Below are 14276 nucleotides of genomic sequence, written 5' to 3' on the forward strand. Positions count from 1 at the left end.
GCTCAGGCCTCGGTCGACTCAGACGAAGACGACTCGGCCGAGGCCTCGTCCTTCTTCTCAGCCTTCTTCTTCTGGGTGATGGCCTCACCCTTGCCCTCGTCGTCGCCACCGAGGGCCTCGAACGAGGGGCGCGCGGCCTTCTCGGCCGGCTGGAGCAGCGGAGCCGGGGCGGGCTCGCCCTTGAACTTCTGCCAGTCGCCGGTCTTCTTCAGGATGGCGAGCACGGGCTCGGTCGGCTGCGCGCCGACACCCAGCCAGTACTGCGCGCGCTCCGAGTCGACCTCGATGCGCGAGGGGTTCTGCACCGGGTGGTACAGACCGATCTCCTCGATCGCACGACCGTCACGACGGGTACGGGAGTCGGCGACGACGATGCGGTAGTGAGGCGAACGGATCTTGCCCAGACGCTTCAGCTTGATCTTGACTGCCACGGGAGTGGGTTCTCCTGGATTTGACGTGGTTGGGCACGGCGAGAATGCCGCGTGGGGTTGCGGTACCCGAGTGCCCGATGGACGCGTCAGCCGGAGGCGAGAGGGTTCCTGTGCGGCTGTCGAGTACAGCTAGCCATTGTGCCACACCCCGGACCTCCCCTCGGACCGGGGCCGCGCACGAGCATGCCTGAGGGGCACCCGGCACTCCGGGTGCCCCCGGGCAGGATCGCGGCTGCCACGAGCAGTCGCGGTCCTCAGCTCGCCGCGGCCCCCACGATCTCGGGGATGCGGAACGGCTTCCCGCAGCCCCCGCAGACGATCGGCGCCTGGGCCAGGACGGAGGGGACGACCCTCACGTTGCGGCCGCAGTCGCAGACCGCCTTGACCCGGACCCCGCCTCCGGAGGAGCCGTGTCGCGCCGCCGGACCCCGGAAGGAGCGGGCGGTGTCGGCGGAGGTCGCCGCCGTGTGGGCCTTGAGGGCGCGCTGGAGCCGCTCGATGGTCGGGCGGTAGCGGCGCTTCGCCTCGGGGGTGAGCGTGACCAGGGAGAAGCCGCTGCTCGGGTGCGGCTCCTCGGGGTGGTCCAAGCCCATCTCCTCGGCGATCGCGAGGAATCTGCGGTTGTGGTAGCGGCCGGCGCGGGAGGTGTCTCGGATGCCTCGCGCGGCGGCGATGCCGTGGACTGCCTCGTGAAGCAGTCGCTCGAAGGAGAGCTCGTGACCGCAAGCGGACGACGACTCCCCGATCAGGGACTCTGGCGCGGCAAGATCCGGCAGCTCGGGGTGGTACCGCTGAATGTCGGCCCACGCCTCTGCCAGCTCTGCGGCGAGAACAGGTGGTGTCTGTGTCGTGCTCACGTAATGACAACGAGCCAGGGTGCCGCTGTGTTCCTATTCCGGGGCATCCCAAATAATTTGCACGTACCCGTCAGTTGCCGCTGATGCGTGGAGACGAGGGCGGGTGCGCTGATCTGCGGAGAAGCCTCACAGCTCGTAACAAGCCGGTACGTAGTGTGAGGTACGCCCCGGCGCGTAGATCGTGTCCACGCGCCGGGGCGAATGGGATCCGCAGGTGCGCAAGGGGCGTTTCGGTCGCTCTCGCACCGGAAGGGCGCCGTCTCAGTAAGCGCGCGCGACGACTGCGACGTTACCGGGGGCGTCGTCGGTTCCCGGCACCGACCCGTCCTCCGCGACCAGACAGCGTACGGTCACCGCGTGCTCGGCCAGCCTGGCCTCGCCCTCCTCGCCGAGGACGGCCCACGGAATGCGCGCCCAGCCACCGGAGACGGCGGCCTCGACGGCCTCGTCGAACGTGGACACCTCGGCGGTACGGGCCTCCCGGCGCTCGCGGGACTGGGCCAGCAGCAGCGCCTGGTCCTCCTCGAGGAACCCGGGGAGCAGCGCCGCCAGGGAATCCAGCGGTACGGCTTCCTTGCCGCCCGGGATCCGGCGGGCCACCATCGCCGTGCCGCCCTCCAGGTCACGGGGCCCGATCTCGACGCGGACCGGCACGCCCTTGAGCTCCCAGTCGACCGCGCGGCGGCCGAAGGGGGTGTCGGTGCGGTCGTCGACGTGGACGCGCAGCCCCGCCGCCCTCAGCCGGTCGCCGAGCTCGCGGACCTTGGCCAGAACCGGTTCGTCCCCCTTGATGGCGAGCACGACGACCTGGGTCTGCGCGAGCCGGGGCGGGACGCGCAGGCCGTTGTCGTCGCCGTGCATCATCACCAGGGCGCCGATCATGCGGGTGGTGGAGCCCCAGGAGGTCTGCCAGACGAGTTCCTGGGTGCCGTCCTTCGACAGGTACGAGGTGTTGAAGGCCTTCGCGAAGTTCTGGCCCAGCTCGTGGCTGGTGGCCATCTGGAGGGCCTTGCCGTCACCCATCATGCCTTCCAGCGTGAGGGTGTTGATCGCGCCGGCGAAGCGCTCCCTGACGGTCTTGCGGCCGGGTACGACGTCCATGGCGAGGACGTTCGTCATGAAGTCCTCGTAGACCTGCCGGTGGATGTGCGAGGCGAACACGCGCGCGTCCTCCTGGGTCGCGTGCGCGGTGTGGCCCTCCTGCCACAGGAACTCCGTCGTGCGCAGGAAGAGGCGGGGCCGCAGCTCCCAACGCACCACGTTGGCCCACTGGTTGATCAGCAGGGGCAGGTCACGGTAGCTCTGCACCCACTTGGAGAAGTAGTCGTTGACGATCATCTCGGAGGTGGGGCGGACGACCGCGGGCTCCTCCAGCTCCTTGCCGCCGCCGTGGGTGACCACCGCGAGCTCGGGCGCGAAGCCCTCGACGTGGTCGGCCTCGCGGGTGAGGTAGGACTGCGGGATCAGCAGCGGGAAGTACGCGTTCTGCGTGCCCGTCGCCTTGATCCGGGCGTCCATCTCGGCCTGCATCCGCTCCCACAGCCCGTACCCGTACGGTCGGATGACCATGGTGCCGCGCACCGGACCGTTGTCGGCCAGTTCGGCCTTCGTGATCAGATCCTGGTACCAGCGCGGGAAGTCGTCCGCCCGGGGTGTGAGAACAGGTGCCTTTGCCATGGCGCGATGTTACGGGCGCACATTGCCGGGATGTGAATTCTTTTCCCCGGCACATGCCAACCGGCAAGCGGGGCCCTTCTGCCTCTGGACGAGCGGTCGAGTGCGGAGTTACCTGGCATACGGGGGAACTGCGAGCGCACGTCACGGGGGCTACGGAAACGGGCACAGAGTCAATCTCGGCGGATTGGGGCGCTTATCCATGACACCCACGCTCGTGCGGCAACACCTGTCTTCGACGAGAGAGGCGTCCCGCGCGGACCTCGGTGCACGCGCGCGTGACTGGTCCGAGATCCAGGAGCGGATGCTGGTTCCGCTGTACGAGGCCGTCTACGAGCGCCTGGAAGTGGGGCCGGCGACACGGCTGTTGGGCCTCGGCTGCGGCAGCGGGCTCGCCCTGCTGATGGCCGCCTCCAGAGGCGCCGCGGTCGCCGGCGTCGAGCCCTCCTCGCCCGAGCGGCTGGCGCTCGCGCGGGAGCGGCTCCAGCCGGAGGCGTCGGGCACGCGTGCGCGTGCCGGCACCAGCCTGGTCGACCAGGTGCCCGGGGAGACCTCCGGGGCCGGGAGCACCCCGTACACCCTCGTGACCGCCTTCGAGCCGATCGGGTGCCTCGCGGGCGACGCCGAGGGGCTGGGCGATCTTCTCGCCGCGGCGACCCCGCTCGCCGCGCAGGGAGCGGCCGTGGTGCTCGTCGGCTGGGGCCCGCCGGAGCGGTGTGCCACGTCGTCCGTGCTGCGGGTGGCCACCAAGCTGGCGGATCCACTGCGGGGCACGGCCCGTTGGCGCCCGGCGCTGCGCGACGACTTGGAGGAGGTCGCCGAGGGGGCCGGGCTCAGGCCCGACGGCTCGGGCCGGGTGGCCTGTCCCTTCGGGTACGCCGACCTCGACAGCGCGCTCAAGGGGCTGCTGTCGACCGGACTGTTCGACGCGGCGATCGCGGCGACCGACCAGGCCCAGGTGGACGAGGAGGTGACGGAGGCGCTCCATCCGCATCAGCGCCCGGACGGCACGGTGTGGATGCCGAACGTGTTCCGCTACCTGATCGCGCGCACGCCGTAGCCGTCGCCCTCCGTGCACGGCGCGGGGGCGCCCCTCCGCAGAGGAGCGCCCCCGGCGACAGGGCCGACGACTCAGCCCATGAACTTCTTGAACTCGTCGGGCAGTTCGAAGTCCTGCGGGGCCTGCTGGCCGGGCACCCCGAAGGCGCCGCCGCCCTGGGCGCCCGCGGCCCTGCGCGCGGCCTCCTCGGCCTCCTGCTGCTTGCGCTTCATCGGGTTGCCGGAGCGCTGCTTGCCCTTGGCCTTCTTCGGCTGCTTCTTGGCGCGGCCGGGACCGCCGCCCATGCCCGGGATCCCCGGCATGCCCGGCATCCCGCCGCCCTGAGCCATGCGGGACATCATCTTGCGGGCCTCGAAGAACCGCTCGACGAGGTTCTTGACCGCGCTGACCTCGACACCGGAACCCTTGGCGATACGGGCACGGCGCGAGCCGTTGATGATGGTCGGCTCCTGGCGCTCGGCCGGGGTCATCGACTTGATGATCGCGGCGGTGCGGTCGACGTCCCGCTCGTCCAGGTTGTTGATCTGGTCCTTGATCTGGCCCATGCCCGGGAGCATGCCGAGCAGCTTGGAGATGCTGCCCATCTTCCGGACCTGCTCCATCTGGGCCAGGAAGTCGTCCAGGGTGAAGTCCTGGCCCTTCTTGGACGCCAGCTTGGAGGCCATCTTCTCGGCCTCTTCCTGACTGAACGTCTTCTCCGCCTGCTCGATCAGGGTGAGCAGGTCACCCATGTCGAGGATGCGGGAGGCCATCCGGTCGGGGTGGAAGGCGTCGAAGTCCTCCAGCTTCTCGCCGTTGGAGGCGAACATGATCGGCTTGCCGGTGATCTGCCGGATCGACAGGGCCGCGCCACCGCGGGCGTCGCCGTCGAGCTTGGAGAGCACCACGCCGTCGAAGCCGACGCCGTCGCGGAAGGCCTCCGCGGTGTTGACCGCGTCCTGGCCGATCATCGCGTCGACGACGAAGAGGATCTCGTCGGGGCTGACGGCGTCGCGGATGTCCGCGGCCTGCTGCATCAGTTCGGCGTCGATACCGAGTCGGCCGGCGGTGTCCACGATCACGATGTCGTGGACCTTCGCCTTGGCGTGCTCGATGGAGTCCTTGGCGACCTTGACCGGGTCACCGACGCCGTTGCCCGGCTCGGGGGCGTAGACGGCGACTCCGGCGCGCTCGGCGACGACGCTGAGCTGGTTGACGGCGTTGGGGCGCTGGAGGTCGGCGGCGACGAGCAGCGGCGAGTGGCCCTGCTCCTTCAGCCACCGGCCGAGCTTGCCCGCGAGGGTGGTCTTGCCGGCACCCTGGAGACCCGCCAGCATGATCACGGTGGGCGGGTTCTTGGCGAACCTGAGGCGCCGGGTCTCGCCGCCGAGGATCGTGACGAGTTCCTCGTTGACGATCTTCAGGACCTGCTGGGCGGGGTTAAGCGCCCGGGAGACGTCGGCACCGAGGGCGCGCTCCTTGACGTTCTTGATGAACGACCGGACGACAGGCAGGGCCACGTCCGCCTCGAGGAGCGCGATGCGGATCTCGCGCGCGGTGGCGTCGATGTCCGCCTCGGAGAGCCGTCCCTTGCCGCGCAGGTTCTTGAAAGTCGCTGAGAGGCGATCGGAAAGAGTATCGAACACGGCGCTCGCGGTCCTCGGGGTCGGTGGCAGCTGGGAATCGCCCTCCAGGGTATCCCGGCGGCACGCGTAGCCGGGATCCCCCGGTCAGCCCCGCAGGGTCTCCTCCAGCTTCCGGGCCACGGAAGCCGCCTCTCCGGCCCCGAGCGGGGCGCCCTTGCCGTCGGTGACGTAGAAGGCGTCCACGGCGTTGGCGCCCAGCGTCGACACATGGGCGCTGCGCATCCGCACCCCGGCGTCCTCCAGCGCGCGTCCGATCCGGAAGAGCAGTCCGGGGGCGTCCTGGGCGCGTACCTCGATCACCGTGGCGTGCCGGGAGGCGGCCGGGGCGACCGTCACGCGCGCGGGGGGCGCGAGGACACCCCGGCGCCGCGGATAGGCGGCGTCCCGCTCGGCGAGGCGCCCGGCGACGTCCAGCGAGCCGTCCAGGGCCCGTACGAGATCGGCGCGCAGCCGGGCCGCCTGGGGCAGCGAGCCGTACTGGGCGGCGACCCGCCAGTTCAGCAGGAGCACGGAACCCTCGACCCCGTCGGGCAGGTCCTGGGCGCTCAGCTCGGCGGTGCGGACGGTGAGCCGGTGCACGGCGAGCACCCCGGCGACCGCGGGCAGCACGCCCGGCTGGTCCGGTACGGCGATCACGAGCTCCACGCCGAGCGGTTCCGGGTCGTCCGAGGGCTGGGCGTCCACGGGCGGCTCGGTCTGGGCGCGCAGGGACAGCACCGGGCCGCCGGTGGCGACCGCCTCGATGGCGAGCCGCTCCTGCTCGGCGGTGGGCGCGGCCGCCTCGGGCCGGTCGAGGTCGTCCCCGGCGAGCACCGCGGCCACCCGTTTGACCAGGTCGGCGACGAGCGAGCCCCGCCAGGACGACCAGGCGGCCGGCCCGGTGGCCAGGGCGTCGGCCTCGGTCAGCGCGTGCAGCAGCTCCAGCGTGCCCTGCGACCCGACCGCCTCGGCGACCGACCGCACGGTGGCCGGGTCCTCCAGGTCACGCCGGGTCGCGGTGTCCACGAGCAGCAGATGGTGCCGTACGAGCGTGGAGAGGACGGCGACGTCGTCACGGTCGAAGCCGATGCGTGCGGCGACGTCCTTCGCGATGATCTCGCCGGCCACCGAGTGGTCGCCGGGCCAGCCCTTGCCGATGTCGTGCAGCAGCGCGGCGACCAGGAGGAGGTCGGGGCGGTGGACGCGCCGGGTGAACTCCGAGGCGCGCACGGCCGTCTCGATCAGGTGCCGGTCGACGGTCCAGATGTGCACGGCGTTGCGCTGGGGGCGGCAGCGCACGCGCTCCCAGTCGGGCAGCATCCGGGTGATCAGCCCCTCGGCCTCCAGCGCCTCCCACACGTCGACGGTGGGACGGCCGGAACCGAGCAGGGTGACCAGCTGTTCGCGGGCCTCGGCGGGCCAGGGCGTGGGCAGCGGGCGCACTCCGGCCGCCATGCGCCGCACGGCGTGCAGGGAGAGCGGCAGTCCGGCCTGTGCGGCAGCGGCCGCGGCCCGCAGCGGGAGCACGGGGTCCCGGTCGGGGCGCGCGGCACGGGCGAGCACCACCTCGCCGTCCTGTTCCACGACGCCCTCCGCCAGGGGGGACCTCTCGGCGACCTGCTTGCCGCCGCCGAGCATGGCGCGCAGACGGGGCCGCACGGCACGCGACTTGAGCACGCGCCCCACCTCGCGCCAGGTGACGTCACTGGCGTACGAGATGACCCGGGCGGCCTCGTAGACCTGGCGCAGCAGGGTGTCGGCGTCCAGGAGTCCGAGTTCGGCGGCGACCTGGTCCTGTTCCTGGAGGGCGAGCCGGTCGGTGGCGCGGCCCGTGGTCAGGTGCAGGGCGTCCCGGACGTCGAGCAGCCGGCGCCGGGCGTCGTCGAGGCCCTCGCGCGGGGCGTCGGCCAGCCAGGAGGCGGCGACGGCACGCAGGGCGGTGGCGTCCCGGAGTCCGCCGCGGGCCTCCTTGAGGTCGGGTTCGAGGAGGTACTGGAGCTCGCCCTGGCGTTCGGCGCGCTCGGCGCACAGTTCCTGGAGCTCGGGGAGGCGCTTGGGCGCCTGGTTGCGCCAGTCGGCGAGGACCGCTGTCCGCAGGCCCGCCGTCAGTCCCAGGTCACCGGCGATGTGACGGGCGTCCAGGAGGCCGAGCTGGACCTTCAGGTCCTCCGCGGCCGTCTTGCGGGCCTCCGCGGGCGTGCGCACGGAGTGGTCGAGGGCGAGGCCCAGGTCCCACACCGGGTACCAGATGCGGTCGGCGAGGGCGGCCACCGCGCCCGGGTCGCCGCCGTCGTGCAGCAGGACCAGGTCCAGGTCGCTGCGGGGCGACAGCTCGCCGCGGCCGTAGCCGCCGACGGCGATCAGGGAGACCCCGCGCAGGTGCCCGGCGCCCGCGGTGAACAGCCCCGCGAGCCAGTCGTCGGTCAGTTCGGCGAGGGCGGAACGGCGCGGCGGCCCGGACCGCGCCCCCTCCTGGAGGAGGCGCAGCCGGGCCGCCGCGTAGCCGCTGGGTCCCGAGTCCTCTGCATCCTTGCGCACGTTCGTGCTCGTCACCCAGCAGCTCCTGTTCTGTTCTCCGGTCAGAGCGCGTCCGGGCCGCGCTCGCCTGTCCGGACCCGTACGGCGGTCTCGACCGGCAGGGACCAGACCTTGCCGTCACCGATCTTGCCGGTACGGGCCGCCTTGACGATGACGTCGATCAGCTGCTCGGCGTCGTCGTCCTCGGCGAGGACCTCGATGCGGATCTTCGGGACCAGGTCCACGGTGTACTCGGCACCGCGGTAGACCTCGGTGTGGCCCCGCTGACGACCGTAGCCGCTCGCCTCGGTGACCGTCAGACCGTGCACCCCGAAGGCCTGGAGGGCTTCCTTGATCTCGTCGAGCCGGTGCGGCTTGACGACGGCGGTGATGAGCTTCATGCGTCCACCTTCTTGCCCGCGTCGGCGGCCGGGGCCGGGACGGAGGTCCGGGCGGCGCCGCCACCGGCACCGCTGAAGTCGTATGCGGTCTCCGCGTGCTCGGCCTGGTCGATGCCCGAGACCTCCTCGTCCTCGCTGACCCGCATGCCGATGGTCTTGTCGAGGAGGAAGGCGAGGATCGCGGAGGCGATGAGGGAGTAGGCGAGGACCGCGAAGACACCGGCGCACTGCTTCCAGAGCTGGTCCGCGTTGCCGCCGTAGAAGAGGCCCTTGACGTCCGACTGGCCCTTGCCGCTGGCGAAGAAGCCGATCAGCAGGGAGCCGATGACACCGCCGACCATGTGGACGCCGACGACGTCCAGGGAGTCGTCGTAGCCGAACTTGTACTTCAGGCCGACCGCCATGGCGCACAGGACACCGGCGATGACGCCCACGCAGATCGCGCCGATCGGGGTGACCGCACCACCGGAGGGGGTGATGGCGACCAGACCGGCGACCGCGCCGGAGGCGGCACCGAGGGTGGTGAACGCGCCGTGGCGGATCTTCTCGTAGAGGAGCCAGCCGAGCATGGCGGCCGCGGTGGCGATCTGGGTGTTGACGAACATCAGGGAGCCGACGCCGTCGTCGTTGCCGAGCCACGAGCCGGCGTTGAAGCCGAACCAGCCGAACCACAGCAGACCGGCGCCGAGCATGACCAGCGGGAGGCTGTGCGGGCGCATCGGGTCCCGCTTGAAGCCGACGCGCTTGCCGATGACCAGGATCACGCCGAGCGCCGCGGCACCCGCGTTGATGTGGACCGCGGTACCACCGGCGAAGTCGATCACACCGAGCTCGAAGGCCCAGCCGCCGGTGCCCCAGACCCAGTGCGCGACCGGGAAGTAGACGACCGTCGCCCACAGCACGACGAAGAGCGCCCAGGCGGAGAACTTCACGCGGTCGGCGATCGCACCGCTTATCAGTGCGGGCGTGATGATCGCGAACATCATCTGGAAGACGGCGAAGGCGAGGACCGGGATCGTGTACCCGGACCAGATGTCGCCCTTGTCGATGCCGGTCCATCCGAAGAAGTCGGATTCCCAGCCGATGAGCGAGCCGTGGTCCGTACCGAACGCCATGGAGAAGCCGTACAGCACCCACAGGATGGTGACGATACCCATGCTGATGAAGCTCATCATCAGCATGTTGAGGGTGCTCTTGACGCGGACCATGCCTCCGTAGAAGAAGGCAAGACCCGGGGTCATGATCAGCACCAGGGCGGAACAGATCAACATGAAGCCTGTGTTCGCCACAGACAGTTTGTCTGCGGCGAGCGTGATGGCTGGTGCCATCGGCGTCTCCTCGTCGTAGGTACGGCCCCGTGCGGGCGAAGCCAGAGCGGATTGAGGGGTGGGCCGGTTATGCGCCATGAGATTGGCGCAGCGCGGTTTCGGTGGAAGCCCCTCGTTGTTTCGCCGCCGTGACGAAGACACCTGGTGTGTTACGCGTCGATGAACTGGCAGATTCCGGCCGCGTCGATCGTTATCGTGGCGCAACCTTCGGAGAAGGAAAGAAACCGGCCGCGGTCGGCCTTCCGACGACCTGGCATGGGGGAGCCGAGTCGGGCAGTTCGGGAGGGCCGGCCGCGGCCGGGGTTCAGGGGATTCAGACGGCTTCCGCGGTCTCCGGGAGTTCCACGGCGAGCTTGTCGGTGAGATCCACGACCTCGGCGAGATCACCGAAATCGCGTACGGCCGTGTCGACCGTCTTTCGAATACGAGTGTTCACGCGTTCGGAGCGCACCTTCTTGGCGATGTGCATGGCCTGTTCCACCAGGACGGTGCTCTGCTCGGGCTCGCGCCGCAGCAGGTGCACGGTGGCCATGCCGACGAGATTGAGCGCGTACGACCGCTGGTGCTCGCCGTCGTCGGAGAACAGCTCCACCGCCCGCTGCATGAGGGGCTCGGCCAGGGAGGCGTAGGCCGGGCTGCGGCCGGCGACGTAGGCGAGGTCGCGGTAGGAGTGGGAGTTCTCGCCGTACAGCTCGGCCTCGGAGAAGAAGCGGATCCAGTCGGGGTCCGGCTCGTCCCACTCGTCGGCCTCCGCGAAGGTGTCCTCGGCCATCCGGACGGCCCGCTTGCACTTGCCGGGCTGGCCCATGTTGGCGTACGCGCGGGCCTCCATCGCATACAGCATCGACTGGGTGCGCGGGCTCGCGCAGTCCCGGCTGCCGTACTGCGCGAGGTGGATCAGCTCCAGGGCGTCCTCGGGCCGGCCGAGGTGGATCATCTGGCGGCTCATGCTGGACAGGACGTACGAGCCGAGCGGCTTGTCGCCGGCCTCCTTGGCGGCGTGCAGGGCGAGCACGAAGTACTTCTGGGCGGTGGGCTGGAGCCCCACGTCGTACGACATCCAGCCCGCGAGCTCGGCCAGTTCGGCGGCGACCTTGAACAACTTGCGGGTGGTGGCCTCGGGCTGGGGCTCCTGGAGGAGGTCCGTCACCTCGTGCAGCTGTCCCACGACCGCCTTGCGGCGCAGTCCGCCCCCGCACTGGGCGTCCCACTGGCGGAACATCACGGTCGTCGACTCGAGGAGGTCCAGCTCGGGCTTGGAGAGCCGGCCGACGCGGCGGGACGCGGCCGGGTCGGGCTCCCGCTGCGGGGCGGCGGCGGGGCCGGGGACCAGCCAGCGCTGCATGGGCTCGATGAGGGACGGGCCCGCGGACAGGGCCAGCGAGGTCCCGAGGAAGCCGCGCCGCGCCAGCATGAGGTCGCTGCGCGAGAACTCGCTGAGCAGGGCCACGGTCTGCGGGCCCGTCCAGGGCAGGTCGACCCCGGTCGTGGACGGCGACTGGCGAGCGGCGCGCAGTCCCAGGTCCTCGACGGAGACGACGCAGCCGAACCGCTCGGAGAACAGCTCGGACAGGATCCTGGGGATGGGTTCGCGGGGGTTCTCGCCGTCCAGCCAGCGGCGCACCCGCGAGGTGTCGGTGGAGATGTGGTTGGCCCCCAACTGCCGGGCCCTGCGGTTGACCTGGCGGGCGAGCTCGCCCTTCGACCAGCCGCTGCGCACGAACCAGGAGGTGAGCAGTTCGTTCGGGCGCTTCTCGGCCTGCGCAGCGCTCCCGGCGCCCGTCCCGCTTCCGCTGTTGCCGCCCACTGGAACGCCCCCATCCCTGAGACCACTTGTCGCCGAGTGCGCCAAGCCCTATCAGAATGCCGGTAAATACGGCCGTCCGTCCGGCGGTTGTCAGCCTTCGAACGGGGAACCGACTTGCCTCCGGCATACCCACAAGTGCATGTGCCCCCAGGACTCGTGCACTCAAAGTAATCCTACGATCACGCGTCCAGCCATGGCGATCCCGGAAACGCCACCATTCGCCACCCCTTCGAATGAACTCACGGTCGCCTCCACACGATTCACTTGACATAGACCGAGCGGGGTGGGCGGAGCGGTGCACTCGGGGGCGCACGATCCTCGACACACGACCCTGGACACTTCCGGGCGCCACCATCGCCCGGAAGGGGAAACGGAGAGTGACCGAGCGCGTCCGCCGCGTAACCACCGGCGTGCTGGACCCGTTGGAGGGGGTATGGGCTTCACGATCGGCGGCATTCGGGAGATCCGTTCCGGTACACGCAGGCGCGGCCGCTCCTCGGAGTGCACCGCCGTCGCCGAGTTCACCGGACTCTGGGGCTGGGACGTCGTCCCGGGCGCGCGGGCCTCGGCCGGCGCCTGCTCCTGCGGCCGCGCGGACTGCCTCCGACCCGGCGCCCACCCCCTCGACTTCGCGCCCCCGGTCCCGGCCGGGGCCACCCTCGACGACGTGACCAAGGCGTGGTCCGAGTTCCCCGGTGCCGCGGTGATGCTGCCCGTCGGCCGCGCCTTCGACGTCATCGAGGTCGCCGAGCCGGCCGGGCGCCGCGCCCTGGTCCGCCTGGAGCGCATGGGCCTGCCGCTCGGCCCGGTGACCGCGACCCCGGAGGGCCGCGCCCAGTTCTTCGTCGCCCCCGGCGCCGCGGCGGACCTGGCCGAACTCCTCTACCGCATGGGCTGGGACGACGCCGCCTCCCTCGATCTGCGCGGCATGGGCCCGGGCGCGTACATCACGGCTCCGCCGTCGGACCGGGGCGGCCTGGGGCCGGTGCGGTGGCTGCGGCCGCCTTCCCTGGACGCGGTGACGAAACCGCCGGCGGCCCGCCTGCTGCTGGGGACGCTGGCGTACGTGGCGCACCGGTCGCGCGCGTAGCCGTACACAGCGAAGCGCCCGCTCCCGACTGCACCTCGGGGGCGGGCGCTTCTTCGCGTGCGCCGACGGCTGGGACGGGCGGTACTACTCCCCGATCAGCGCGTCCACGAACGCCTCCGGCTCGAACGGCGCCAGGTCGTCGGCGCCCTCGCCGAGGCCGATCAGCTTGACCGGTACGCCCAGTTCACGCTGGACGGCGACCACGATGCCGCCCTTGGCCGTGCCGTCCAGCTTGGTCAGGACGATGCCGGTGATGTCGACGACCTCGGCGAAGACGCGGGCCTGCACCAGGCCGTTCTGTCCCGTCGTGGCGTCCAGCACGAGCAGCACCTCGTCGAGCGGGGCGTGCTTCTCGACGACCCGCTTGACCTTGCCGAGCTCGTCCATGAGGCCGGTCTTGGTGTGCAGGCGCCCCGCGGTGTCGATGAGGACCACGTCGACCCCCATCTCCTTGCCCTCCTTCACCGCGTCGAAGGCGACGGAGGCGGGGTCGCCGGCCTCCGGCCCGCGCACAGTGTGGGCGCCCACCCGCTCGCCCCAGGTCTGGAGCTGGTCGGCGGCGGCGGCCCGGAAGGTGTCGGCGGCGCCGAGCACGACGGTCCGCCCGTCGGCCACGAGCACACGGGCGAGCTTGCCGGTGGTGGTGGTCTTGCCGGTGCCGTTGACCCCGACGACCATCACGATGCCGGGCCTGCGGCCCTCCGGCTCGGTCCGCACCGTGCGGTCGACCTCGGTGCCGACCAGTTTGAGCAGCTCCTCGCGCAGCAGTCCGCGCAGTTCGTCGGGGGTCCGGGTGCCGAGCACCTTCACCCGCTCGCGCAGCCCGTCGACCAGCTCCTGGGTGGGGGCCACGCCGACGTCGGCGGTGAGGAGGATGTCCTCGATCTCCTCCCAGGTGTCGTCGTCGAGGTGCTCGCGCGACAGGAGCGTGAGCAGCCCCTTGCCGAGCGCGTTCTGCGAGCGGGAGAGCCGGGCGCGCAGCCGGACCAGGCGTCCGGCGGTGGGTTCCGGGATCTCGATCCCGGCCGCCGCCGGGAGCTCTTCGGTGACGGGCGGCGCGGAGCCGTCCGGGAGATCCACCTCCTCAATGGTCCGGCGCGCTTCGTCGCGCGGCGTCTCGGCCTCGTCGCCGACGTGCGGCTCGGCCGGAGGGGCGGTGATGTCGGGCGCGGCGGGAGGCGGCGGGGGCAGCGGCTTCTTGCGCCGGCTTCCGACGACGAGCCCGCCGAGCACACCGAGCACGACCACGGCGATGACTACAGCAAGGATGACGGTTTCCATAACCCGTCCAGTATCCATCCCGCCCTGCCGGGAGCGACCGCGCCGCCGCACTCGGAGGAGCGAGCCGCTTCATTTCCCTTTCGTCCGATATGCCGGACCGGTCGGTGCCCGAGCACACGGGCGGCCCCCGACCCGCAACTCCTCTGCCCCCCCCCGCGTGCCACCCCATGGCAATCTGACGCAGCGTCAGCTACCGTCCCCGCCCCCACCCCCCCGGTGAAGGGGG

General features: G+C 71.2%; 11 protein-coding genes. 2 read left to right on the forward strand and 9 right to left on the reverse strand.

Annotated elements, in window-relative coordinates; all coding sequences use genetic code 11:
• Positions 1 to 2: 2 nt before the first annotated feature.
• From rpsP to proS, 3 genes are all read right to left on the reverse strand, one after another.
• The gene (gene rpsP / locus AOJ26_RS13280) at positions 3 to 431 is read right to left on the reverse strand and encodes a 30S ribosomal protein S16 (protein WP_053848460.1); all 429 of its coding nucleotides are present in this window, start codon (positions 429 to 431) and stop codon (positions 3 to 5) included.
• 254 nt (positions 432 to 685) lie between these two features.
• Positions 686 to 1288: a hypothetical protein gene (locus tag AOJ26_RS13285; RefSeq protein WP_020138752.1), complete on the reverse strand. Its 603-nt coding sequence runs from the start codon at positions 1286 to 1288 to the stop codon at positions 686 to 688.
• 261 nt (positions 1289 to 1549) lie between these two features.
• Complete coding sequence (gene proS / locus AOJ26_RS13290) at positions 1550 to 2965, reverse strand: proline--tRNA ligase (RefSeq protein WP_053848461.1); 1416 nt, start codon at positions 2963 to 2965, stop codon at positions 1550 to 1552.
• A 199-nt stretch (positions 2966 to 3164) separates the two neighbouring features.
• Between proS and AOJ26_RS13295 the strand changes: the two genes are divergently transcribed.
• On the forward strand, positions 3165 to 4022 hold the full coding sequence (locus AOJ26_RS13295) for an SAM-dependent methyltransferase (RefSeq protein WP_078959879.1): 858 nt from the start codon (positions 3165 to 3167) through the stop codon (positions 4020 to 4022).
• Positions 4023 to 4093: 71 nt separating this feature from the next.
• Here AOJ26_RS13295 and ffh read toward each other — a convergent pair whose 3' ends face one another.
• The 5 genes from ffh to AOJ26_RS13320 form a co-directional block, all read right to left on the reverse strand.
• Positions 4094 to 5647, reverse strand: coding sequence for a signal recognition particle protein (gene ffh / locus AOJ26_RS13300; protein ID WP_053848463.1), 1554 nt, complete (start codon positions 5645 to 5647; stop codon positions 4094 to 4096).
• Between the two features lie 84 nt (positions 5648 to 5731).
• A complete protein-coding gene (locus tag AOJ26_RS13305; protein WP_053848464.1) occupies positions 5732 to 8179 on the reverse strand; it encodes a [protein-PII] uridylyltransferase in 2448 nt (815 codons plus the stop codon).
• Between the two features lie 26 nt (positions 8180 to 8205).
• On the reverse strand, positions 8206 to 8544 hold the full coding sequence (locus AOJ26_RS13310) for a P-II family nitrogen regulator (protein WP_003997576.1): 339 nt from the start codon (positions 8542 to 8544) through the stop codon (positions 8206 to 8208).
• The gene (locus AOJ26_RS13315; RefSeq protein WP_053848465.1) at positions 8541 to 9872 is read right to left on the reverse strand and encodes an ammonium transporter; all 1332 of its coding nucleotides are present in this window, start codon (positions 9870 to 9872) and stop codon (positions 8541 to 8543) included. The genes AOJ26_RS13310 and AOJ26_RS13315 overlap by 4 nt, the downstream gene beginning before the upstream one ends.
• A 313-nt stretch (positions 9873 to 10185) precedes the next feature.
• Positions 10186 to 11679, reverse strand: a complete 1494-nt coding sequence (locus AOJ26_RS13320) for a hypothetical protein (protein WP_053848466.1) — start codon at positions 11677 to 11679, stop codon at positions 10186 to 10188.
• 433 nt (positions 11680 to 12112) lie between these two features.
• On the opposite strand from AOJ26_RS13320, the gene AOJ26_RS13325 reads away from it, so the two are divergent.
• Positions 12113 to 12769: a bifunctional DNA primase/polymerase gene (locus AOJ26_RS13325; RefSeq protein ID WP_053848467.1), complete on the forward strand. Its 657-nt coding sequence runs from the start codon at positions 12113 to 12115 to the stop codon at positions 12767 to 12769.
• Between the two features lie 84 nt (positions 12770 to 12853).
• On the opposite strand, the gene ftsY is transcribed toward AOJ26_RS13325, so the two are convergent.
• Positions 12854 to 14050 carry a signal recognition particle-docking protein FtsY gene (ftsY, locus tag AOJ26_RS13330; protein WP_053848468.1) on the reverse strand — a complete coding sequence of 399 codons (1197 nt, stop codon included), beginning with the start codon at positions 14048 to 14050 and terminating at the stop codon, positions 12854 to 12856.
• Positions 14051 to 14276 lie beyond the last annotated feature (226 nt).

It is taken from the genome of Streptomyces sp. NRRL B-24085 (genome assembly GCF_001282115.1).
Taxonomy (GTDB): domain Bacteria; phylum Actinomycetota; class Actinomycetes; order Streptomycetales; family Streptomycetaceae; genus Streptomyces.

Bases quoted from the DNA above. Each gene is read 5' to 3' on its own strand.
- proS (WP_053848461.1), bottom strand. From the start codon at position 2,965: ATGGCAAAGGCACCTGTTCTCACACCCCGGGCGGACGACTTCCCGCGC.
- AOJ26_RS13295 (WP_078959879.1), top strand. From the start codon at position 3,165: ATGACACCCACGCTCGTGCGGCAACACCTGTCTTCGACGAGAGAGGCG.
- AOJ26_RS13310 (WP_003997576.1), bottom strand. From the start codon at position 8,544: ATGAAGCTCATCACCGCCGTCGTCAAGCCGCACCGGCTCGACGAGATC.
- AOJ26_RS13315 (WP_053848465.1), bottom strand. From the start codon at position 9,872: ATGGCACCAGCCATCACGCTCGCCGCAGACAAACTGTCTGTGGCGAAC.
- AOJ26_RS13325 (WP_053848467.1), top strand. From the start codon at position 12,113: ATGGGCTTCACGATCGGCGGCATTCGGGAGATCCGTTCCGGTACACGC.
- ftsY (WP_053848468.1), bottom strand. From the start codon at position 14,050: ATGGAAACCGTCATCCTTGCTGTAGTCATCGCCGTGGTCGTGCTCGGT.